We start from the raw sequence: 22,672 nt of genomic DNA, 5'->3' as shown, positions 1-22,672 counted from the left end.
ATGTCGATCGTACAGCCTTCGCTGTACTGTTAATCCATGCTCACCCTCGACTCCGTAGCAGACGTGATGACACGGGTCGGACGCGCCATGTCCGACCGCACGCGCGCACGCATACTCACGCGCCTGCTCGATGGCGGGATGCACCCGGCCGATCTCGCACGGGAGCTGGATCTCACCAAGCAGAACGTCTCCAACCATCTCGCGTGTCTCCGCGGATGCGGACTCGTCGTCGCCGAGCCACGGGGACGGCAGACGTTCTACGAGGTGGTCGATCCGCACCTCGGCGCCGCGATCCACGAGCTGCTGCGCGTCACACTCGCGGTCGCCGACAACGCGCCCTGCTGCGACGAGTCCTGCACGGTGCCCGGATGCTGCGAGCGAGCCGCATGACCGCCCTCACCGACAGCCGACGGCATGTGCTGCACCGCCGCATCCGCCTCATCGTCGGCATCACGATCGGGTACAACCTGATCGAGGCGATCGTGGCACTGTCCGCAGGAGCCACCGCGTCGTCTGCGGCGCTGCTCGGCTTCGGCCTCGATTCCACGATCGAAGTGCTGTCGGCCGCCGCCGTGGCCTGGCAGTTCACGCGACAAGACCCGGAGCGCTGGGAGAAGCCGACCCTGCGCGTCATCGCCGTCGCGTTCTTCGCCCTCGCTGCCTGGGTGGCGACCAGCGCGGTCCTCACCCTCTCCGGCGTCTGGGACGAACCATCGCATTCGCCGCTGGGCATCGGCGTCGCGGTGGTCAGCGTCATCGTCATGCCGTTCCTGTCGCTGTGGGAGCGGCGCACGGGGCGGGAGCTCGGTTCGGCAAGCGCCGTCGCGGACTCGAAGCAGACCCTGATCTGCACGTATCTCAGCGCAGCAGTGCTGATCGGCCTCCTGCTCAACCTGTGGTTCGGATGGTGGTGGGCTGACGCGCTCGCGGCCCTTGTGATCGCGGGCTTCGCCATCCATGAGGGCATCGAAGCCTGGCGAGGAGACGCGTGCGCGACGTCCGTCGGCATGCTGCTCGAGCACGACGACTAGGGCGAACTCAGTTCACGATGCTCGGGTCGAGCGCCTCGACGATGACCGGAGCATCCTCGGCCAGCGAGCCGACCTGCCAGATGCGCACGCGCGAGCCGACGGCCGGGACCTGGGTCTGCAGCAGCGTGACGTCACCGGCATCCGGAGTGTTGCGGAACCAGCGCGCGCGGATGCCGGATCCTGCCGAATCCGCGACGGTCAGCGTGAACGCCGACACTCCCCCGTGCTCCGTGAGATTCACCTGCCGGTCGGCGACCCGGCCTTCGGACGCAGTGGCCCGCCCCCGCGTGTCGGCCCATCGCTGCGCCAGCACGACTTCCGTGCGCGCACGCCGGGTCGAATCCGCGAATGCCGCGGCGAAGCCGACGACGACGAACCCCGGCATGAACGTGAAGATCAGGTTGAACCACCACGGCGAATCCCCGGTCCACAGGTGGAACAGCAGGATGCCGGTGGCGATCGCCCCCACTCCGACGAGCAGCCAGACGACGATCCGGCCCCTGGTGCCGATGCGGATCGGGAGGCCGATCCGCTCGGGCACCGCGGAATCGTCGAGCGTTCGGACAAGGTGCACGACATGCCCTATCGGCGCTTCCCCCTGGTCGACCACGCGGCCCCCTCCCACGGGGATCAATCTACCCATCTGAGATTGCCGGTCGATGAACGACGAAGGGCCCCGCTGCGCGGAGCCCTTCGGAGAAAACGTGGCGAGTGAGGGATTCGAACCCCCGAATGCAATGCAGTCTGATTTACAGTCAGATCCCTTTGGCCGCTTGGGTAACTCGCCAAGGCACCCCCGTCCGGCTTGTCCAGCCAACCGGGGGCGCGAAGATCCATCATACCTGCGCGAGGCGAGCGGGCGAAATCGAGTGATCAGGTGCTCAGGTCCACGCCGTCACGGGCGGTCAGCGACTCAGGCGTGCGCAGCAGACCGCCCTCGGAACGACACGTCGCAGCGGCGACCGCCATGGCCCTGTCGAGCAGTACCTGCCAGCCGGCCGCTCCATGGGGTGCCCCCTCGACCAAGCCCGCAGCGACAGCCGCGAGCGTCGCGTCGCCGGCGCCGACGGTGTCGACGACTGCCCCGGGGAGCACGGCGATCGGAGCGTGGAGCGTCCCGGCTTCCGATTCGAGCGCGGCACCGTCCGAACCGGCCGTCGCGAGCACCGCTCGCGCGCCGAGCCTGCGCAGACGTCCGCGCAGCGCGTCGAGATCGCCGTCGTACAGCAGCACCGCATCATCGGCGCCGACCTTGATGATCTCGGCACCCGGGACCAGGGATTCGAACCCTGTGACGAACGCGTCACGGTCGATCAGCATCCCGGACCGCGGATTCGGGTCGATCGCGGCCCGTGCTCCGCGCAGCGCGGTGCGCAGCGCGTCGACTTCGGCGGGGACATCGAACGGGAAGCAGCTGATCGCGACGAGCGATGCCTGGGCGATCGCCTCCTGCGCCGCCTCGTCGTAGCGGATCGTCCGCTGCTGCGCTGCGCGACTGAAGACGTAGCTGGGCTCGCCGTCCGCCGACCGCGTGACGATCGCGCGCGACGAGCCGTACGGCGCCGGCGTCTCGATCAGCCGCACGTCGTGGTCGCCGAGGTACCCGCGGATGTGCGCACCGGCCTCGTCGTCGCCCACCATGGCGATCAGCGACGTCTCGACCCCGAGCCGCCGCAGCCCGACAGCCACGTTCAAGGCGGCACCGCCGACCAGTTCCCGGATGCCGGCATCGTCGCGGATCTCGTCGATCAGTGCGTCCCCGATCACGACGACGCGTCCTGCACTCACTGCACTCACGTGACGAACCTACCGCGTCGGCAACCGCGCGCCGATGTCGCGTCGCGCACGCCCCGCGATACCGTGACGTCATGAACGCGCGCACCACCCCGATCGCCGCGGCCCTACTGCTGACGGTTCTGCTCGCCGGCTGCTCTCCGGCCGGCCCGTCGACGGGCGAAGACCCGGCCCCTGAAGACACGACAGCATCCGAGGAATCGGCGGGCCCGTCCGCCACCCCCGGCCCGATCCGCACTCCGCCGACGATCACGATGCCGACGGACTGCCGCGCCATCCTGTCCGATCCGATCCTGGACCTGCTCGCCGACATCCCGCTCAACGACAAGGCCTTCGCGCCGACCGGCGTCCAGGACGACGGCTCGCTGATCTGCGCCTGGGGCGATCCGAAAGCCGACACCACCGGACTCGTGACGACCATCTCGGTCGTCCCTCGCGAAGAGGCGATGGCGGACCTCAACGATCTCGCGGACGATGACGGCTTCACCTGCTACCAGCCGGATGCCGGAGTCCGCTGCGAGAAGACGTGGGAGAACGAGGACTATCCGGTCACCGACGGCCGAACACTCTACTGGCGTGACGACGTGCTGATCGACACGAAGTACTCGAACCTGGCTCCTCCCGGATACACCGCTGACATCGTCCTGCACCTGTTCGGCACGTCCACGCCGGCGCCGTCTCCGACGAGCACGCCCACCCCTACGAGCACGCCGGCGGCCTGACGGGCGGATGCCGCGGCATCCGAAGCTCTTCTCTGAACGACGAAGGCCCCGATCCCTTGCGGGATCGGGGCCTTGTCAGTGAATCAGCTCAGCTCAGTTATAGGTGCCGGGCGTGATGTCATCGGTCGAGAACGCGTCGAAGTCGACGTAACCGAAGTCACCGTCGGCGTACGCACCGTCGGATGCGAAGATCCGGTTCGGGTAGCGCTCGCTCTTGGCCTCCTCGGTGGCCTCCACCGTGATGTTGCGGTACTTGGACAGACCCGTACCGGCGGGGATGAGCTTACCGATGATGACGTTCTCCTTGAGACCGACCAGCGGGTCGCGCTTGCCCTCCATGGCGGCCTGCGTGAGAACGCGGGTCGTCTCCTGGAAGGAAGCGGCCGACAGCCAGGACTCCGTGGCGAGCGACGCCTTGGTGATACCCATCAGCTCCGGGCGACCGGAAGCGGGGCGCTTGCCCTCGCCGACGGTTTCACGGTTGATGTTCTGGTAGCGCTTGAGGTCCACCATCTCACCCGGCAGCAGCGTGGTGTCACCGTGGTCGACCACGGTGACCTTCCGCAGCATCTGGCGCACGATGACCTCGATGTGCTTGTCGTGGATCGGCACACCCTGCGAACGGTAGACGCCCTGGACGCCGCCGACGAGGTAACGCTGCACCTCGCGAGCACCCAGTACGCGCATGACCTCCTTGGGGTCGAGCGTGCCGACCTGCAGGGGCTGACCGACCGTGACGTGCTGGCCGTCCTCGACGAGAAGCGTTGCACGCTTCAGCACCGGGTAGACCACTGCCTCGTCGCCGTTGTCGGGCGTGAGGATGACCTTCTTGGCCTTGTCGGTCTCGTCGATCGTGATGCGACCGTCGGCCTCGGCGATCGGGGACGCACCCTTGGGGGTACGCGCCTCGAACAGCTCCTGCACACGGGGCAGACCCTGGGTGATGTCATCCGCCGACGCCGAACCACCGGTGTGGAACGTACGCATCGTCAGCTGGGTACCGGGCTCACCGATCGACTGGGCCGCGATGATGCCGACGGCCTCGCCGATGTCCACGGTCTTGCCGGTCGCGAGCGAACGGCCGTAGCACTGCGCGCAGACGCCGACAGCCGAGTCGCAGGTCAGGACCGAGCGGACCTTGATGGCCTCGACGCCGAGCCCGACGAGCTTGTCGATCAGGACGTCTCCGACGTCCTCACCGGCGGTCGCGACGACCTCGCCCTTCGCGTCGACGACGTCCGAGGCGAGCGTACGGGCGAACACGGAGTTCTCCACGTTCGCGTCGCGCACCAGCTCGCCGGCCGAGTTCGCAGCGGCGATCGGGAGCTCGAGGCCCTTCGACGTGCCGCAGTCCTCTTCGCGGATGATGACGTCCTGCGAGACATCCACCAGACGACGGGTCAGGTAACCCGAGTCGGCGGTACGCAGAGCGGTGTCGGCAAGGCCCTTACGGGTACCGTGCGTGGCGATGAAGTACTCTGCGACCGACAGCCCCTCGCGGTACGAGGAGATGATCGGGCGAGGGATGATCTCACCCTTCGGGTTGTTCACCAGGCCTCGCATACCCGCAATGTTGCGGATCTGCAGCCAGTTACCACGAGCACCCGAGGACACCATGCGGTTGATGGTGTTGTCCTCCGGGAAGTTCGCCCGCATCGCGGCCTGAACCTCGTCGGTGGCCTCGGTCCAGATCTTGATGAGCTCCTGACGACGCTCGGCGTCGGTGGTGAGACCCTTCTCGTACTGGGACTGGACCTTCGCGGCCTGCTTCTCGTAGCCCGCGACGATCTCGGCCTTGTTCGGCGGCGTGAGGATGTCGCTCAGAGCGACGGTCACACCCGAGCGCGTGGCCCAGTAGAAACCGGCGTTCTTGATGCGGTCCAGCGTGGCAGCCGTCTCGACCTTGGGGTACTCCTCGGCCAGCTTGTTGACGATCTGCGACAGCTTGCCCTTGTCGGCCTGCTCGCGGACGAACGGGTAGCCCTTGGGGAGCGTGTCGTTGAAGATCGCCTGACCGAGCGAGGCGTCCACGAGGCCGTGGCGCTCGTATCCCTCGGGGGCTTCGCCCTCGAGGAAGGTCAGACCCGGGATGCGGATGCGGACCTTCGCCTGAAGGTCGAGGGAACCCTCGTCCTTCGCGAGCAGCGCCTCGGCCACAGAACCGAATGCACGACCCTCACCAGCAGCACCCTCCTTGACCGTGGTCAGGTGGTGGAGGCCAATGATCATGTCCTGCGAGGGCAGGGTGACCGGACGGCCGTCCGACGGCTTCAGGATGTTGTTCGACGCGAGCATCAGCACGCGGGCCTCGGCCTGAGCCTCGACCGACAGCGGCAGGTGCACGGCCATCTGGTCGCCGTCGAAGTCCGCGTTGAAGGCGGCGCAGACGAGCGGGTGCAGCTGGATGGCCTTGCCCTCGACGAGCTGGGGCTCGAACGCCTGGATGCCGAGACGGTGCAGGGTGGGTGCACGGTTCAGCAGCACAGGGCGCTCACGGATGATTTCCTCGAGCACGTCCCAGACCTCGGGACGCGTGCGCTCGACGGCGCGCTTGGCCGCCTTGATGTTCTGCGAGTGACCGAGGTCGATCAGACGCTTGATCACGAACGGCTTGAACAGCTCGAGAGCCATCTGCTTGGGCAGACCGCACTGGTGCAGGTTCAGCTGCGGGCCGACGACGATGACCGAACGGCCCGAGTAGTCGACGCGCTTTCCGAGCAGGTTCTGGCGGAAGCGACCCTGCTTTCCCTTGAGCATGTCGCTCAGGGACTTCAGGGCGCGGTTGCCGGTACCCGTGACGGGGCGACCGCGGCGGCCGTTGTCGAACAGTGCGTCGACGGCCTCCTGCAGCATGCGCTTCTCGTTGTTGACGATGATCTCGGGGGCACCGAGGTCGATCAGACGACGAAGGCGGTTGTTGCGGTTGATCACGCGGCGGTACAGGTCGTTCAGGTCGCTGGTCGCGAAGCGGCCACCGTCCAGCTGCACCATCGGGCGAAGCTCCGGCGGGATCACCGGGACGACGTCCAGCACCATCGCGGCCGGGCTCATGCCGGTCTCGAGGAACGAGCTGACGACCTTCAGGCGCTTGATCGCACGGATCTTGCGCTGGCCCTTGCCCTCGGAGATCTGCAGACGCAGGTTCTCCGCCTCGGCTGCCAGGTCGAAGTCGCGCAGGCGGCGCTGGATCGACTCGGCGCCCATGTAGGCCTCGAAGTACTGACCGAACCGGTCCTGCAGCTCGTGGAAGACGTCATCCTCGGGGCGGAGCGCGCCGACCTCGAGCGTGCGGAAGTCCTCCCACACGCGCTCGAGCTTGGCGATCTGCTCGTCGGTGCCCTTGCGGACGAGGCCCATCTCCTTCTCGGCGGCGTCCTTGACCTTCTTCTTGGCGTCGGCCTTGGCGCCCTCGGCCTCCAGGGCTGCGAGCTCCTCCTCCAGCTTGGCCAGGCGCGCTGCGATCTTGGAGTCGCGGCGGTCTGCGAGCGTCTTCAGCTCGAGGCGGATGTTGTTCTCCTGCGTGGCCAGGTCGCGGTGACGAGCATCCTCGTCGACCGAGATGACCATGTAGGCCGCGAAGTAGATGACCTTCTCGAGGTCCTTGGGCGCCATGTCCAGCAGGTACCCGAGGCGCGACGGGACGCCCTTGAAGTACCAGATGTGCGTGACGGGCGCCGCCAGCTCGATGTGGCCCATGCGCTCACGACGGACGGAGCTCTTGGTGACCTCCACGCCGCAGCGCTCGCAGACGATGCCCTTGAAGCGGACACGCTTGTACTTGCCGCAGGCGCACTCCCAGTCGCGGCTGGGTCCGAAGATCTGCTCGCCGAAGAGGCCGTCCTTCTCGGGCTTGAGCGTGCGGTAGTTGATGGTTTCGGGCTTCTTGACCTCACCGTACGACCATCCGCGGATGTCGTCTGCGGTGGCGAGGCCGATGCGAAGCTCATCGAAGGTTGTTGCGTCGAGCACTAGTTCTCCTGTGTCGAAATACTTAAGGAATCAGGGGATCTGACGAGATTCAGATCTCGTCGATCGAAGCGGACTCGAAGCGGCTGGAGATGTTGATTCCCAGCTCCTCAGCTGCACGGAAGGCCTCGTCGTCGGTGTCGCGGAGGTTGACCGCCGTGCCGTCTGCCGAGAGGACCTCGACGTTCAGGCAGAGCGACTGCATCTCCTTCATGAGCACCTTGAACGACTCCGGGATGCCGGGCTCCTGGATGTTCTCGCCCTTGACGATGGCCTCGTACACCTTGACGCGGCCGAGGATGTCGTCGGACTTGATCGTGAGGAGCTCCTGCAGCGCGTACGCGGCACCGTAGGCCTCCAGGGCCCACACCTCCATCTCACCGAAGCGCTGGCCACCGAACTGCGCCTTACCACCGAGCGGCTGCTGGGTGATCATCGAGTACGGACCGGTCGAACGCGCGTGGATCTTGTCGTCGACGAGGTGGTGCAGCTTCAGGATGTACATGTAGCCCACCGAGATCGGCATCGGGAAAGGCTCACCCGAGCGACCGTCGAACAGCTGCGTCTTGCCGCTGGAGTCGATCAGGCGCACGCCGTCACGCGTCGGCAGCGTCGAGTCGAGCAGACCTGCGATCTCCTGCTCCGCGGCACCGTCGAACACCGGGGTGGCGACCTTCGTGCCAGGCTCGGCCTCGAAGGCGTCCTTCGGCAGGTTCACTGCCCACTCCGGAGTGCCCTCGACCTTCCAGCCCTGCTTGGCGATCCACCCGAGGTGAGTCTCCAGCACCTGGCCGAAGTTCATTCGACCTGGGATTCCGAGCGGGTTCAGCACGATGTCGACCGGGGTTCCGTCCGACAGGAACGGCATGTCCTCGATCGGGAGGATCTTTGCGATGACACCCTTGTTGCCGTGGCGGCCGGCGAGCTTGTCGCCCTCGGTGATCTTGCGCTTCTGGGCGATGTAGACCACGACACGGCGGTTGACGCCGCTGCCGAGCTCGTCGTCGCCGTCCTCGGCGTTGAACTCCTTGACCGCGATGATCGTGCCCTGCTCACCGTGGGGCACCTTCAGCGACGTGTCGCGGACCTCGCGGCTCTTCTCGTTGAAGATCGCGCGCAGCAGTCGCTCTTCGGCGCTGAGCTCGGTCTCGCCCTTCGGCGTGACCTTGCCGACCAGGATGTCGCCGGGGCGGACCTCGGCACCGATGCGGATGATGCCGCGCTCGTCCAGGTCCTTCAGCAGCTCCGGGCTGACGTTGGGGAGGTCACGGGTGATCTCCTCCTTGCCGAGCTTGGTGTCGCGGGCGTCGACCTCGTACTCCTCGATGTGGATCGACGAGAGGGTGTCGTCCTTCACCAGGTCCTGGCTCAGGATGATGGCGTCCTCGAAGTTGTAGCCCTCCCACGTCATGAACGCGACGAGGAGGTTCTTTCCGAGGGCCAGTTCACCGTTCTCGGTCGCGGGGCCATCAGCGATGACCTCGCCCTTCTCCACGCGCTCACCGGCGGAGACGACGACCTTCTGGTTGTACGACGTGCCCTGGTTGGAGCGGTCGAACTTGCGCAGGTAGTACTCCTGCGTCCCGCCCTCGTCGAGCATGACGACGACGCGGTCCGCGGAGACCTCCGTGACGACACCGGCCTTGTCGGCGGTGAGGACGTCACCGGCATCGATGGCCGCGAAGCCCTCCATACCGGTTCCGACCAGCGGCGAGTCGCTGCGCAGCAGCGGCACGGCCTGACGCTGCATGTTGGCGCCCATGAGGGCGCGCTGGGCGTCGTCGTGCTCGAGGAACGGCACGAGCGAGGTCGCGACCGACACCATCTGGCGCGGCGAGACGTCCATGAAGCCGATCTCCTCGGGGTGGAACAGGTCCACCTCGCCGTCGCGGCCTCGGCGGGCGAGAACGCGCTCGTCGGCGAAGTGACCGTCCTTCTTCAGGATGGCGTTCGCCTGTGCGACGACGTGCTCGGCCTCTTCGGATGCCGTGAGGTACACGATCTCTTCCGTCACGCGACCATCGACGACCTTGCGGTACGGGGTCTCGATGAATCCGAACGAGTTGATGCGCGCGAAGGTCGCGAGCGAGCCGATCAGACCGATGTTCGGGCCTTCAGGCGTCTCGATGGGGCACATGCGGCCGTAGTGCGACGGGTGGACGTCACGGACCTCGACACCGGCGCGGTCACGCGAGAGACCACCGGGGCCCAGGGCCGACAGGCGACGCTTGTGGGTCAGACCCGCGAGCGGGTTGTTCTGGTCCATGAACTGCGACAGCTGCGAGGTTCCGAAGAACTCCTTGATCGCTGCGACGACGGGACGCACGTTGATCAGGGTCTGCGGCGTGATGGCCTCGATGTCCTGCGTGGTCATGCGCTCGCGGACGACGCGCTCCATGCGGGACAGACCGGTGCGGACCTGGTTCTGGATCAGCTCGCCGACCGCGCGGATGCGACGGTTGCCGAAGTTGTCGATGTCGTCGGTGGCCAGACGGATCTCGGCCTTCTTGCCGGCGCGGATGCCCTCGAAGGACTCGTCGCCGCGGTGCAGGCGGACGAGGTACTTGATGGTCGCGACGATGTCGTCGACGGTCAGGACCGACTCGTTCAGCGCGGCATCCAGTCCGAGCTTCTGGTTGATCTTGTAACGACCGACCTTCGCCAGGTCGTAGCGCTTGGAGTTGAAGTAGAAGTTGTCCAGCAGCGCGCGGGCGGCCTCGGCGGCGACCTGCTCGCCCGGACGGAGCTTCCGGTAGATGTCGCGCAGTGCGTCTTCCTTGGTGAGGATCGTGTCCTTGGCCAGGGTCTCCTCGATGGAGGGGAAGCCGGCGAACTCGGCGAGGATGTCCTCGCTCGACAGGCCGAGGGCCTTGAGGAACACCGTGACGGACTGCTTGCGCTTGCGGTCGATGCGCACGCCGACCTGGTCGCGCTTGTCGATCTCGAACTCGAGCCATGCGCCGCGGCTGGGGATGACGCGAGCGGAGACGATGTCCTTGTCGCTGGTCTTGTCGGGCGTCTTGTCGAAGTAGACGCCGGGCGAGCGGACCAGCTGGGAGACGACGACACGCTCGGTGCCGTTGATGATGAACGTTCCCTTGCCGGTCTGGAGCGGGAAGTCGCCCATGAAGACCGTCTGAGTCTTGATCTCACCGGTCTGGTGGTTCATGAACTCGGCCTCGACGTACAGCGGGGCGGCATACGTCTTGCCGCGCTCCTTGCACTCGTCGATCGAGTACTTCTCAGGCTCGAGGTACGGGTTCGTGAAGCTCAGCTGCATGGTTTCGCTGAGGTCTTCGATCGGAGAGATCTCCTCGAAGATCTCCTCGAGTCCGGAGACCTCGTTGACGTCCTTGCGCCCGGCCTCGCGGGCCTCGGCGACGCGGGCCTTCCAGGCCTCGTTGCCGACGAGCCAGTCGAACGACTCGGTCTGCAGCGCGAGAAGGTCGGGGACCGTCAGCGTGTCGGAGATCTTCGCGAACGAGAGGCGGGATGCTCCGCGTCCGTTCTTGGTGGTGGTGGATGTGGATGCGTTGCGAGCAGCAGCCAAGGGAATAACCTCCGTGAGCCCCGCAGGGCTTCTCGATTCCTTTGTCGTCAGGTGGAGTGCGTTCGAGAGCTCAACATCTGCCGACCACCATATGAGGGCAGGGAGATACGAACGCAAAGATCAACTATACGTCGGATCTCACGACATGTCCAGTCAGGTCCTTGACCAATTTCGGATGCTGCGGTAAAAGCCCCGGAGATGGCCCCGTCCGGCTCACGACGCGATGTTCAGCTCGTTCCCCGGTATCGACGCGAGCAGCCGCCTCGTGTACGGATCGCGCGGGTTGGTGAAGATCTCCTCGGAGCTCGCGGCCTCCACCAGCGCACCGTCCTTCATGACGCAGACGTAGTCGCTGATCAGCCGCACCACGGCGAGATCGTGCGAGATGAACAGGTAGCTCAGGCCGTACTCGCGCTGCAGGTCGCCCAGCAGCGTCAGGATCTGGTCCTGCACGAGAACGTCGAGGGCGGACACCGGCTCGTCGCACACGACGAGGTCAGGCGACAGCGCGAGAGCGCGGGCGATCGCGACGCGCTGCCGCTGGCCCCCGGACAGCTCGGACGGGTAGCGCCGCAGCATCGACTGCGGCAGCGCGACGTCGTCGAGGAGCTTGCGCACGCGCGCACGGCGCTCCGAGCGACTCCCCCGCTTGTAGAAGTCCAGTGGCTCCCCGACCAGCCGCTCGATCGTGAACATCGGGTTCAGGCTCGAGTACGGGTCCTGGAAGATCGGCTGGACGCGCTGCCGGAACGAGCGGGACTCGACACGGCTCATGCTCGCGATGTCCCGACCGTCGAACCGGATCGTGCCGCCGGTCGGCTCGACCACCTTCAGCAGCATCCGCGCCGTCGTGGTCTTGCCCGACCCCGACTCCCCCACGATCGCCACCGTCTCGCCGCGCGGGATCGCGAGCGAAACGTCGTTCACGGCGACGAAATCCTCGCGCCGCCCTCGCACGGGATAGACCTTCGTCAGATTCTCGATCTCGACGATGTAGTCGGATGCCGGAGCCGTCGCTGGTTCGTCGGGAACGCGTTTCGACTCGCCTTCGGCTCGCTCGACGAGCGAGGGGGTGTCGGCTCGCTCGACGAGCGAAGGTGCCGCCTGCGGGATCAGCCGCACGGCCGCGACCGACGGTGCGGCCTTCACCAACGACTGCGTGTACGGATGCTGCGGGTTCTCGAGGATCTGCATCGCAGGCCCCTGCTCGACGACCTTCCCCCTGTGCATCACGATCACGCGCTCCGCTCGTTCTGCGGCCAGCCCGAGGTCGTGCGTGATCAGCAGCACGGCCGTGCCGAGTTCGCGGGTCATCGTGCCGATCTGGTCGAGGATCGTCTGCTGCACGGTCACATCCAGCGCGCTCGTCGGCTCGTCGGCGATCAGGAGCCGCGGCTTGCACGCGAGTCCGATCGCGATCAGCGCCCGCTGGCGCATCCCGCCGGAGAACTCGTGCGGATACTGCTTCGCCCGCCGCTCCGGCTCGGGAAGGCCGGCGGATGTGAGCGCTTCGACGACCTTGGCCGACACGTTCTGCCGGTTGGCGAGGCCGTGCACCAGCAGGGTCTCGGCGACCTGTGTGCCGATCTTCGCCACCGGATTGAGGTTGGACATCGGGTCCTGCGGCACGAGCCCGATATGCCGCCCGCGGATCGTGCGCATCTCGTGCTCCGGCGCGTGCGCGATCTCCCGACCGTCCAGGCGGATGCTGCCGGCGGTGACGCGACCGCCGCCCGCGAGCAGGCCGATGATCGCCATCGCCGTCGTCGACTTGCCCGAACCGGATTCGCCGACGATCGCGACGGTCTGACCGGCGGCGATCTCGAGGTCGACGCCTTCGACGGCGTGTACAACGCCGTCCATGGTGGTGAAGTCGACGGTGAGCCCCTCGACCTGCAGCAGCGGCTGCGCATTCATGCTGGTGTCCTTCATGGCACTCACCGTGCCCTCGTCCGTGGGTCCATCGCTTCTCGCAGTGCCTCACCGAACAGCGTGAAGCCGAGCGCGGTGACCGCGATGCAGATGCCGGGGAGGAACGCCAGCCACGGAGCGATGGCCAGCTCGGCCTGCGCGTATGTCAGCATCCGGCCCCATTCGGCCGTCTCCGGTCGTCCGCCGCCGAGGCCGAGGAACGACAGTGCGGCGGCGTCGATGACAGCGGTCGCCAGCGTCAGCGTCCCCTGCACGATCACGGGGCCGATCGAGTTCGGCAGCACGTGCGACATCGTGATCGAGCCGCGGCCCAGCCCGAGCGTCTGCGCCGAAAGCACGTAGTCGCTGGAGCGCTGCTGCAGCATCGACGCGCGCAGCAAGCGTGCGAAGATCGGCACCTGGGAGGCGCCGATGGCGATCATCACGGCGTACGGGGTCTGGCCGAGGATCGCTGCGATCGACACGGCGAGCAGCAGGTTCGGCACCGACAGGATGATGTCGACGATGCGCATGATCAACGTGTCCACCCAGCCGCCGAACGTTCCGGCGATCAGGCCGAGCACCATGCCGCCGACGAGACCGAGCGCGGTCGAGACGACACCCACCATGAGCGACGCCTGCGCCCCCCAGATCAGCTTCGACAGCACGTCGCCGCCGAAGCGGTCCAGACCCAGCGGGAACTGCGGCAGCTCCCCCGGACCGGGGATGTGCGTCGGGGTGATGTACTTCGCGCCGGGGAGCGCCGTCTCGGGATACGGCGCCAGCAGCGGTGCGAACGCGGCGACGAGCAGGAACAGCAGCACGATCGCCGCGCCGATCCATGCCGTCGGGTTGCCCCGCAGGCGGCGGAACACGTCCTGCCAGAAGCCGCCGTTGCTCTTCAGCCCCTCTTGCGCGACCGCGACGGTGTCGATGATCCCGGCGCCCTGCGCCGGGGGAAGGATGGGCGAAGTCATTGGACCCTCACTCTCGGGTCGATCACGCTGTAGGAGACGTCCACCGCGAGGTTGATCAGTGCGTAGGCGATCGCGATGAAGATGATGAACCCCTGCAGCACGGGGAAGTCACGGGTGAAGATCGCCCTCGCCAGGAACGATCCGATCCCCGGGAACGCGAACACGGTCTCGGTGAGGACGGCGCCCGCGATGAGCAGCCCCGCCTGCAACCCGATCGTGGTGATCACCGGCAGCATCGCGTTGCGCAGGATGAACCGATTGCGCAACGTGCCAGGCGCGACGCCTTTGGCCCGGCCCGTCCGGACGTAGTCGGCGTTCTGCACTTCCAGGACGCTGGCCCTGGTGATGCGCACGATGATCGCCAGCGGAATGGTCCCGAGCGCCAGCGCCGGGAGGATCAGGTGCAGGATGGCGTCCCACGAGGCATCCAACTCTCCCGTGATGATGCCGTCCCACACGTAGAAGCCGGTGGGATGCGTCGCGTCTATGCGCGGATTCTGTCTGCCGTCCGCCGGCAGCCAGCCCAGCTGCACCGCGAAGACGTACTTGAGGATGAAGGCCAGGAAGAACACCGGGATGGTGATGCCGACCAGGCTCAGCACGACCGAGGCGTGGTCTGTGAACTTTCCGTGTCGACGGGCGGCCCAGTATCCGAGGGGGATGCCGATGCCGATCGCGATGATCAGCGCGGCGACGGAGAGCTCCAGGGTCGCGGGGAAGCGCCGCAGGAACTCCTCGGTGACGGGTCGGTTCGTCTGGATCGACGTCCCGAAGTCGCCCTGCAGGAGTCGCCCGATCCACGTGAAGTACTGCTGGATCAGCGGCTCGTCGAACCCGTAGAGCTCGTTGACGCGTTCGATCGCCTCCGGCGTCGCCTTCTCGCCGAGGAGGGCGACCGCTGGGCCGCCGGGGAGGGCCCTGACCCAGGCGAAGAGCAGGATGCTCAGCCCGAACAGGGTGGGAATGAGTAGCAGCAGTCGCCTGCCGATGGTGCGCAGCACGGATATGTCTCCGGTTCAGTCCCCCGCTCGTTGAGCGAGCGGAGCGAGTCGAAACGCAGTCCGTCTGAGACTGCGTTTCGACTCGTTGCTCCGCTCCTCGCTCAACGAGCGGAAATGGTCACTCGGTCAGGACGATGTCCGTGAAGACCTCGTCATTCACCGGGCTGGCCGGATAGCTCTCGACCCGAGGGTCGAAGGCCAGGGTCGGAGCGGGGTGCGCGAGCGGAACACCGGGGATGAACTGCGCGACATCCTCGTTGATCTCCTCGTACAGCGGTGTCTGCTCCTCGAGGCTCGAGATGCCTCGCGCTTCGGTGAGCTTCTGGAACAGCTCGGGGTTGTCGAAGCCCCACTCCGAACTCTGCGCTCCGAAGAAGACGCCGACGAAGTTGTCGGTGTCGTTGTAGTCACCGGTCCAGCCGAGCAGGTGGATGCCGTGATCCGCCGTCCCCGTCGTGCGGTCGAGGTACTCGACCCACTCCTCCGACACAGGCGTCGTCTCGACGCCCACCTCGGCGAGCTGCGACGACAGCACCGTGAAGATCTGCTCGGGGTCCGGCATGTAGGGCCGCGACACGTTCACCGGGTAGTTGAACGTCAGCTTCAGCGGGTTCGCCTCGGTGTAACCGGCCTCCTCCAGCAGCTGCTTGGCCATGTCGGGGTCGTAATCGTAGGTCGTGACGTCATCGTTGTATCCGTTGACCGTGTCCGGCATGAACTGGGTGGCCTTCTCAGTGCCCTCCGGGAGCACCTGCGTGATCAGGGCGTCCTTGTCGATCGCGTGCGACAGCGCCTGGCGGACCTTGATGTCCTGCAGCTCGGGGATGGCCTGGTTGAACGCGAGATACAGGATCGTGAACGGCGGACGCGACACCATCGTGAACCCGTCCTCGTCGAGAGCAGCCGTGTCGGCCGGACCGACCAGGTCGTAGCCGTCGATGTCGCCGGCCTCGAGCGACTGACGGCGTGCCGTCGGGTCGTCAATCGTGCGGAAGATGATCTCCTCGATCTGGCCCTTGTCGCCCCAATAGTCGTCGTAGCCGGTCAGCGTGACCTGCTCACCCGGTGCCCACTCCTCGAACTGGAACGGGCCGGTGCCTGCTGGATGCCCCATGGCGTACTCCGACATCTGCGGAGCGTCGGCGGTGCCGCCGACCTCGTCGGCGCCGAACTCGGCCATCGCGGTCGGGCTCTGCATGGCGAACGCCGGGAGCGAGAGCGCCGGGATGAAGCCGGCGAACGGCTTGTTCAGAGTGATCGTCGCGGTGAACTCGTCATCGGCCGAGCACGACTTGTAGACGGCATCCGCAGCGTTGGAGGCGTATCCGTGGAACAGCTTGGCGTAGTAGTAGCCGAACGCCTCGCTGGCGGCCAGGCCGGTCCAGTTGTACCAGCGGTCGAAGTTGACGCACACGGCCTCGGCGTTGAACGGTGTGCCGTCGTGGAACGTGACGCCCTCCTTGAGCGTGAAGGTGTGCGACATGCCGTCCTCGGCGGATTCCCACGACTCAGCGAGAAGAGGCGCGGGGTCGGCCGTTCCCGGCTCGGTTCCGACGAGGCCCTCGAAGATCTGCCGCGAGACGCGGAAGGTCTCGCCGTCCTGCGCGAAGGCGGGATCGAGGCTTGCGGGGTCGGAGGATGCCGCGAAGATGAAGGTCGAATCGACTTCCGCTGATCCCTCGCCCGTGTCGTCGCCGCGTTCGCTGGCGACGCATCCCGCGAGCAGCAGTGCCGCGACTGCTGTGCCGGTGACGGCGAGGATTCCCCGTCGTCGCAGAGGTGTGTGGTGCATGGGTGATGCCCTTCCCTGTATAGCGCTTCGTTGCGCGCACCGGGAGCGTCGTCGCTCTCGGATACGGTGATCCTTCGACGCTACCCAGCCCGCTTCAGGAATCCAATCCCACACGCGTTGCGATCCGGTATCAGCTGTGTAACGAGCGCAACACATGATGTTCTCCGCCGAGGGGAAGCTAGATTCGAGGCATGCGGATCCTCCTCGTCGGTGCATCGGGTCTGATCGGCTCTGCCACGGCATCCCTCGCCCGGAACGGGCACGGCGTGCGCGCACTCGTACGACGGGATCCGGTCGATGCGAGCGAGCACCGATGGGATCCGGCGTCCGGCTCGGCTCCGGCTGAACCCATCGCCTGGGCGGATGCCGTGATCAGCCTGTCGGGCGCGAGCCTGTCGCATCTGCCGTGGACCGCGCGGTATCGCGACGAGATCCTGCGCAGTCGCGTGGACACGACCGCCGCCATCGCGCACGCGATCGCGCAGTCCGACAGCCCGCCGGCCTCGTGGGTCTCAGGATCGGCGGTCGGATTCTACGGAGACCGCCCCGGCGAGGAGCTCGACGAGGATGCCGGTCGAGGGCGAGGTTTCCTCGCGGACGTCGTATCGGCGTGGGAGGACGCCACGGGGCCAGCCGCGGCGCGCACGCGCATCGTGCACGCGCGCACCGGTCTGGTCCTCGCCGCCGGCGGGGCGCTCACGCCTCTGGTGCTGACCACGCGTCTCGGCCTCGGTGCGACCGTCGGCAACGGGAGGCAGCATTGGCCGTGGATCGCCCTGGAGGACGAGGCGCGAGCACTGCTGCATCTCGCGACGGCGTCGGAGCTCTCGGGCCCCGTGAATCTCGTCGCCCCCGCGGCTGCCACGTCTCGACAGGTCACGACGGCGCTGGCGCTGGCCTTGCACCGCCCGCATGTCTTCCGGCTGCCGGCTTTCGCGTTGCGCGCCGGGATGGGACTGGCCGCCGAGGAGCTGCTGCTGGCTGATCAGCGTGCCGTGCCGAGGCGGCTGCGCGAGGACGGGTTCGCCTTCCGCTATGCGACCCCGGATGCCGCGATCGCCGCTGCACTTGGTTCCCCCGCTCGTTGAGGACGCGGCCCTCCCCCGCTCGTCGAGCGAGCGGAGCGAGACGAAACGCCGTCAGAGCAGGAGGAGGTCGTGGACGACCTCGGCGGAGATCCGGCTCGCGGCCGCCGCATCGACGAACGGCAGCGGCAGTTCGCCCCGGACAGGCAGCCCGACGTTCACGACGACCGCGCCGACGTCGAGACCCGCGACCCGCTCGATGAGTCCCCTCTGGGCCGGGTCGACCTCTGGCCGGTCGACGAGCAGCACGAGGCGCCCGCCATCCGCACGCGCGGCATCGAGCGCGGCATCCTGTTCGGCATCCGATGCCCGGTCGACGTCAAGACGCACGCGGAACCCGTCGCCGGCGAGCGCCGCGGCGACGTAACCGGCGGCGCTGTCGACCGCCAGGGTCGAGCGCCGTCTGGCGTCGATCACCGCAAGGTCGGATGCCTCGGCATCCGCGTCTCCGACCACGCGCAGTGCGCGGCGTACGACCTCGGCCGCATCGTAGGGTTCGTCGGGTGCGGGCGGCGAGGCGCGCAGCTTCGCCGCCAGCGCGAGCACGCGATCCCTCGCCTGCTCGACGCGCTCTCGCGGCAGCGACCCGTCGCGCAGCGCGGCGACGATCGCCTCACGAGCTGTGATGAAGTCGCGTTCGTCCTGATCCGGGAGCGCCGCGGCGCCGGGATTCGTCGGATTCCCGATGCACAGCAGGTCGGCGCCCGCGGCCAGCGCCTGCACCGCTCCCCCGCCGATGCCGACGCTCTCGCGGACAGCGGCCATGTCGAGCGCATCCGTGATGATGACGCCGTCGAAGCCGAGCTCGCGCAGTCTCCCGAGCACGAGCGGGTTCAGCGTCGCCGGCTGGTCGCCCCACGCAGGGACGACGATGTGAGCGGTCATGATCGTGTCGACGCCCGCCGCGATGGCGGCGCGGAACGGCTCCAGATGCACCGCCTCGATCTCGGCTGGGTCCAGCGCGATCACCGGCAGCGCGTGGTGCGAATCGAGGTGCGTGTCGCCGTGCCCTGGGAAGTGCTTCACGCACGCCGCGACGCCGCCGGACTGGATGCCGTCGACGGTGGCCACGACGTGGCGCGAGACGAGCGCAGCATCAGCTCCGAACGAGCGCACCCCGATGACCGGGTTCCGCGGATCGGTGTTGACGTCGGCCACCGGTCCGAGGATGACGTCGACGCCCGCGGCCCGTGCCCGCCTGGCCAGCTCGGCGCCGGTGCCGCGGCTCGCGTCGACGTCGTCGACGGATCCGAGCTGCGCGGCACCGGGGAGAGTCGATCCGGTCGCGGCCTCGAGGCGCGTGACGCTGCCGCCCTCCTCGTCGATGCCGATGAGGGCGTCGGGGTTCGCCGTGTGCACAGCGGCACTCAGCTCCGGCATCCGATCGGACATGTTCTGCCCGAAGTACACGACTCCAGCGAGTCCGTCGCGGAGTTCCGCGAGGAGCCAGGCCGGCGCCTCGGTGCCGAAGAAGCCGGGCCAGAGGACGGAGTTCGCGAGACGGGTGAGGTCGTCGCTCATCCCTTCACCGCTCCGGACACGAGGCCCGACGAGAGCCGTCGCTGCACGATGACGAAGAAGATCATGACCGGGATCGTGATGATCGTCGAGGCCGCCATGATGCTGCCCCAGTCGTTCGAGTGCAGGCCGAAGAAGGACTTCAGACCGATCGCGACGGTGTACTGGTCACTGGCGCCGCCCAGCATCGTCATGGCGAAGATGAACTCGTTCCATGCCGTGATGAAGCTGAACACGCTCGTCGCGACGAGGCCGGGCATCACCAGCGGGAGCAGGACGGAACGGAACATCCGCCACCAGCTCGCGCCGTCGATATAGGCCGCCTCCTCGAGCTCCACCGGCACGGCCGCGACGAATCCCCGAAGCATCCAGATGCCGAAGGCGAGCGACAGCGCGATGTAGACGATGACCAGGCCCAGCAGGGTGTTCAGCAGGCCGAAGCTCTTCACCTGCAGGAACAGCGGGATCACGAGTGCCTCGAGCGGCACCATCTGCACGACGAGGATCATCATGAGGATCGTGGTTCGGAACTTGAACCGGAACCGGGCGACGGCCACCGCGGCGAGCAGGCACACCAGGGCGCTGACGAGCACGGTCGCGATGGCGACGATCGCGGAGTTGCGCAGGTACACCGCGAATCCGCCGTCGGTGAGGACGTAGGCGAAGTTGTCCCAGGTGAACTCCTGCGGGAGGAAGGACTGCCCGCCACTGGATGCCTGCGCATCGAATGCGCTGGAGATCATCCAGTACACGGGGAACAGGGTGAAGATCAGCACCGCCGCGATGGCGACGCCTGTGCCGAGGCGGGAGAGGACGGACGGGCGGGTGCTCACAGTTCGTCCTCCTTCATGAGCGAGCGGATGTACACGATCGTGATGCCGATCAGCACGAGCGTCAGCAGCACGGCGAGCGCGGCGCCGAAGCCGTAGCGGTTCTGTCCGAACGACTCCACGTACGACCACACGCCGAGGTTCAGGACGGTGCGGTTGGATCCGGAGCCGCCGGGCATCAGATAGACCTGGGCGAAGACCTTGAAGTCCCAGATCGTGGACAGGATGATCACGACGGAGAAGACCGGACGCAGCGTCGGGAAGATGATCTGCCAGAACCGACGCCAGGCGCCGGCACCGTCGAGAGCGGCGGCCTCGAGCATCTCCTTCGAGACGCCGAGGAGTCCGGCCAGCACCGTGACGGCGACGAACGGGAAGCCGTGGTGCACGACGTTCAGCAGCACGATGGCGTAGAACGACCACTGGTTCGTGAACCAGTTGACCGGGCCGTCGATGAGGCCCAGCTCCAGCAGCATGGCGTTGAAGATGCCCTTGTCGGCATCGAAGATGAAGGTCCAGACGTACGTGCCCGTCACGGCGGGCATCGCCCACGCGATCATGATGCAGCTGGAGACGATCGTGCGCCAGAGCGTGCTGAGGCGAGCGAGCAGCAGGGCGACGAGCGTGCCGAGCGCGACGGTCGTGAAGACCGCGACGGCGGCGAAGCCGACCGTGTTCGGCAGGACGACGCTCCACAGCGTGGAGTTCGTCAGCGCCTCGATGTAGTTCTCGAAGCCGATGAAGTTCGGCTCACCGGTGTTGATCTCACGGAGGCCGTAGTCCTGCAGCGAGTACAGGAACACCTGCACCAGCGGCCAGAGCATGAGTCCGGCCAGGATGATGAGGCCCGGTGCCAGCAGCACCCAGGGTCGCGCCTTCGCCCAGGTGAGGGCTCGGCTCTTTCGGCCACCGGCCACGGAGGCGGGGGTCTGCCCCGCCTCCGTGGTGGTCGGCACTGGTGCTTGCACCATCGACATGAAGGAATACGTCCTTAATTACTGTTACTGGTTGAGCAGTTCGGTCATCTCGGCCGCGGCATCCTTTGCCGCCGTCTCGACGTCCTTCTGCCCACTGAGGATCGACTGCATCATGGCGTTCGTCGTCTTCTTCGCCTGGACGGCGCCGAAGTTCGGCGTCACCGGCACGGACGCGCCGCCCTCGACCATCTGCTGCGCGAACGGAGCGACCAGCGGGTCGGTCGAGGCGAGCGCCTCCTCCATGGCGGACTGGACGCCCGGGAAGTAGCCGGTCTCGTCGGCCCACTGCTCGGCGAAGGCGCCCGTGGTCATGAGCTCGACGAACTGCCAGGCGAGGTCGGCGTTCTCGGTCGTGTTGAAGACCGACAGGTGCGAGCCGCCGAGGACCGAGGGGGCGATGCCGCCGTCCTGGCCGGGGATGACCGCAGCGCCGAGCTTGCCCTCGAGGTCGGGGTTGGCCTCGATGATGGCGTTCGGCGTCCACGAGCCCGAGAGCATCATGGCGACGTTTCCGGCGACGAACGCGTCACGCAGATCGGTCTCCTTCCACGTGGTGGCGCCGGCGGACGAGAAGCCGTGCTTCGTGGCGAGGTCCGTGTAGAACTGGATGCCCTCCTGCGACTCGGCGCTGTCCAGCTCGCTGGTCCACGTATCGCCGTCGAGTGTGGCGATCTCGCCCTCTGCACCCCAGACCCAGGGGTAGACCTGGAACTCGGCGTCACCGGGAACCGGGAACGGCATGATCTCGGGGTGCGCGGCCTTGATCGCCTCGCCGGCCGTGACGATGTCGTCCCACGTCTTCGGGGCCTCGAGACCGAGCTCCTCGAAGATGTCGGCGCGGTAGATGATCGAGCGGACACCGGCGTACCAGGGCATGCCGTACAGCTTGTCGTCGTAGGTGCCGGCGACCTCGAGTCCCTCGACCAGGTCGTCGCGCAGGCCGTCCTCGGCGTCGACGTACTCGTCGAGTTCGAGCAGTGCGCCGGCGTCGGCGAACTCGGCCGTCCAAGTGGTGCCGGTCTCGGCGATGTCGGGGGTGGTGCCACCGGCAATCGACGTCACGAATCGGTCGTGCGCGTCGGCCCACTGGACCTCTTCGAACTCGACCTCCGCACCGGTCTGCTCCGTGAACTCCGCGGCGACCTCATCGAGGAATGCGGTGGAGTCGGGGTTCGTGCCCTGCATGATCCAGACAGTGAGGGTCTTGCCCTCGCCGTCGGCGCCGCCACCGCCGTTGCCGCTGTCGCCGGAGCAGGCTGCCAGGCCCAGCGTCGCTGTGACACCGAGCGCCACGAGGGGAAGAATGCGCTTCTTCATCGGGTGAATCTCCTCATTGAAAACGTCCTCGCCACGCCGGGATGCATGTCGATCAGGAAAAAGTATTCACGACTAACAAACTCCCTGCAACTTCTCGCCGCGATCGTCACAGAGCCGTAACAGGGGTGACCGCTTGCACAACGGGCGAGGAGATCGCCTGGCATCGGCTGCAGCTCGATCGCTGAGGCGACACGGCGATGC

The 22,672-nt window shown here is 67.0% G+C and carries 16 protein-coding genes and 1 tRNA gene; 4 read left to right on the top strand and 13 right to left on the bottom strand.

The window, feature by feature from the left end; translation table 11 throughout:
- Positions 1-36 precede the first annotated feature (36 nt).
- Both AC3ANJ_RS04760 and AC3ANJ_RS04755 read left to right on the top strand, forming a co-directional pair.
- Entirely contained in the window at positions 37-390 is a 354-nt protein-coding gene (locus AC3ANJ_RS04760; RefSeq protein ID WP_488318466.1) for an ArsR/SmtB family transcription factor, read from the top strand.
- Positions 387-1,031 (top strand): cation diffusion facilitator family transporter, encoded by a 645-nt coding sequence (locus tag AC3ANJ_RS04755; RefSeq protein ID WP_488318465.1) that lies wholly within the window; start codon positions 387-389, stop codon positions 1,029-1,031. The genes AC3ANJ_RS04760 and AC3ANJ_RS04755 overlap by 4 nt, the downstream gene beginning before the upstream one ends.
- 7 nt (positions 1,032-1,038) lie before the next feature.
- On the opposite strand, the gene AC3ANJ_RS04750 is transcribed toward AC3ANJ_RS04755, so the two are convergent.
- From AC3ANJ_RS04750 to AC3ANJ_RS04740, 3 genes are all read right to left on the bottom strand, one after another.
- Positions 1,039-1,605, bottom strand: a complete 567-nt coding sequence (locus AC3ANJ_RS04750; RefSeq protein ID WP_488318464.1) for a hypothetical protein — start codon at positions 1,603-1,605, stop codon at positions 1,039-1,041.
- Positions 1,606-1,736: 131 nt separating this feature from the next.
- Positions 1,737-1,818 (bottom strand) — tRNA-Tyr (locus tag AC3ANJ_RS04745).
- 86 nt (positions 1,819-1,904) lie between these two features.
- On the bottom strand, positions 1,905-2,828 hold the full coding sequence (locus AC3ANJ_RS04740) for a carbohydrate kinase family protein (RefSeq protein WP_488318463.1): 924 nt from the start codon (positions 2,826-2,828) through the stop codon (positions 1,905-1,907).
- A gap of 71 nt (positions 2,829-2,899) precedes the next feature.
- Here AC3ANJ_RS04740 and AC3ANJ_RS04735 point away from each other — a divergent pair, with 71 nt between their 5' ends.
- A complete protein-coding gene (locus AC3ANJ_RS04735) occupies positions 2,900-3,547 on the top strand; it encodes a hypothetical protein (RefSeq protein ID WP_488318462.1) in 648 nt (215 codons plus the stop codon).
- 93 nt (positions 3,548-3,640) lie between these two features.
- Here the strand turns inward: AC3ANJ_RS04735 and rpoC are convergent, their stop codons facing one another.
- From rpoC to AC3ANJ_RS04705, 6 genes are all read right to left on the bottom strand, one after another.
- Positions 3,641-7,516, bottom strand: coding sequence for a DNA-directed RNA polymerase subunit beta' (rpoC, locus tag AC3ANJ_RS04730; RefSeq protein ID WP_488318461.1), 3,876 nt, complete (start codon positions 7,514-7,516; stop codon positions 3,641-3,643).
- A 49-nt stretch (positions 7,517-7,565) separates the two neighbouring features.
- A complete protein-coding gene (gene rpoB, locus AC3ANJ_RS04725) occupies positions 7,566-11,063 on the bottom strand; it encodes a DNA-directed RNA polymerase subunit beta (protein ID WP_406246455.1) in 3,498 nt (1,165 codons plus the stop codon).
- A 213-nt stretch (positions 11,064-11,276) separates the two neighbouring features.
- Positions 11,277-12,995, bottom strand: a complete 1,719-nt coding sequence (locus AC3ANJ_RS04720) for an ABC transporter ATP-binding protein (RefSeq protein ID WP_488319229.1) — start codon at positions 12,993-12,995, stop codon at positions 11,277-11,279.
- A gap of 5 nt (positions 12,996-13,000) precedes the next feature.
- On the bottom strand, positions 13,001-13,951 hold the full coding sequence (locus AC3ANJ_RS04715) for an ABC transporter permease (protein ID WP_488318460.1): 951 nt from the start codon (positions 13,949-13,951) through the stop codon (positions 13,001-13,003).
- A complete protein-coding gene (locus AC3ANJ_RS04710) occupies positions 13,948-14,952 on the bottom strand; it encodes an ABC transporter permease (protein WP_406246461.1) in 1,005 nt (334 codons plus the stop codon). The genes AC3ANJ_RS04715 and AC3ANJ_RS04710 overlap by 4 nt, the downstream gene beginning before the upstream one ends.
- Before the next feature lie 118 nt (positions 14,953-15,070).
- A complete protein-coding gene (locus AC3ANJ_RS04705; RefSeq protein WP_488318459.1) occupies positions 15,071-16,744 on the bottom strand; it encodes an ABC transporter substrate-binding protein in 1,674 nt (557 codons plus the stop codon).
- Between the two features lie 191 nt (positions 16,745-16,935).
- On the opposite strand from AC3ANJ_RS04705, the gene AC3ANJ_RS04700 reads away from it, so the two are divergent.
- Complete coding sequence (locus AC3ANJ_RS04700; RefSeq protein ID WP_488318458.1) at positions 16,936-17,832, top strand: TIGR01777 family oxidoreductase; 897 nt, start codon at positions 16,936-16,938, stop codon at positions 17,830-17,832.
- Positions 17,833-17,883: 51 nt separating this feature from the next.
- On the opposite strand, the gene AC3ANJ_RS04695 is transcribed toward AC3ANJ_RS04700, so the two are convergent.
- Genes AC3ANJ_RS04695 through AC3ANJ_RS04680 form a run of 4 tightly spaced genes read right to left on the bottom strand, consistent with a single transcriptional unit; the run spans position 17,884 to position 22,471 of the window.
- Positions 17,884-19,350: a glycoside hydrolase family 3 protein gene (locus tag AC3ANJ_RS04695; RefSeq protein ID WP_488318457.1), complete on the bottom strand. Its 1,467-nt coding sequence runs from the start codon at positions 19,348-19,350 to the stop codon at positions 17,884-17,886.
- Positions 19,347-20,180, bottom strand: coding sequence for a carbohydrate ABC transporter permease (locus AC3ANJ_RS04690; protein ID WP_406246467.1), 834 nt, complete (start codon positions 20,178-20,180; stop codon positions 19,347-19,349). Before AC3ANJ_RS04690 ends, AC3ANJ_RS04695 begins: the two co-directional genes overlap by 4 nt.
- Positions 20,177-21,154: a carbohydrate ABC transporter permease gene (locus AC3ANJ_RS04685; RefSeq protein WP_488318456.1), complete on the bottom strand. Its 978-nt coding sequence runs from the start codon at positions 21,152-21,154 to the stop codon at positions 20,177-20,179. The genes AC3ANJ_RS04690 and AC3ANJ_RS04685 overlap by 4 nt, the downstream gene beginning before the upstream one ends.
- Before the next feature lie 24 nt (positions 21,155-21,178).
- Positions 21,179-22,471 carry a sugar ABC transporter substrate-binding protein gene (locus tag AC3ANJ_RS04680; protein WP_488318455.1) on the bottom strand — a complete coding sequence of 431 codons (1,293 nt, stop codon included), beginning with the start codon at positions 22,469-22,471 and terminating at the stop codon, positions 21,179-21,181.
- Positions 22,472-22,672 lie beyond the last annotated feature (201 nt).

The organism is Microbacterium sp. STRO-1N (assembly GCF_057748015.1).
This window is presented reverse-complemented; position numbering and strand designations above follow the sequence as displayed.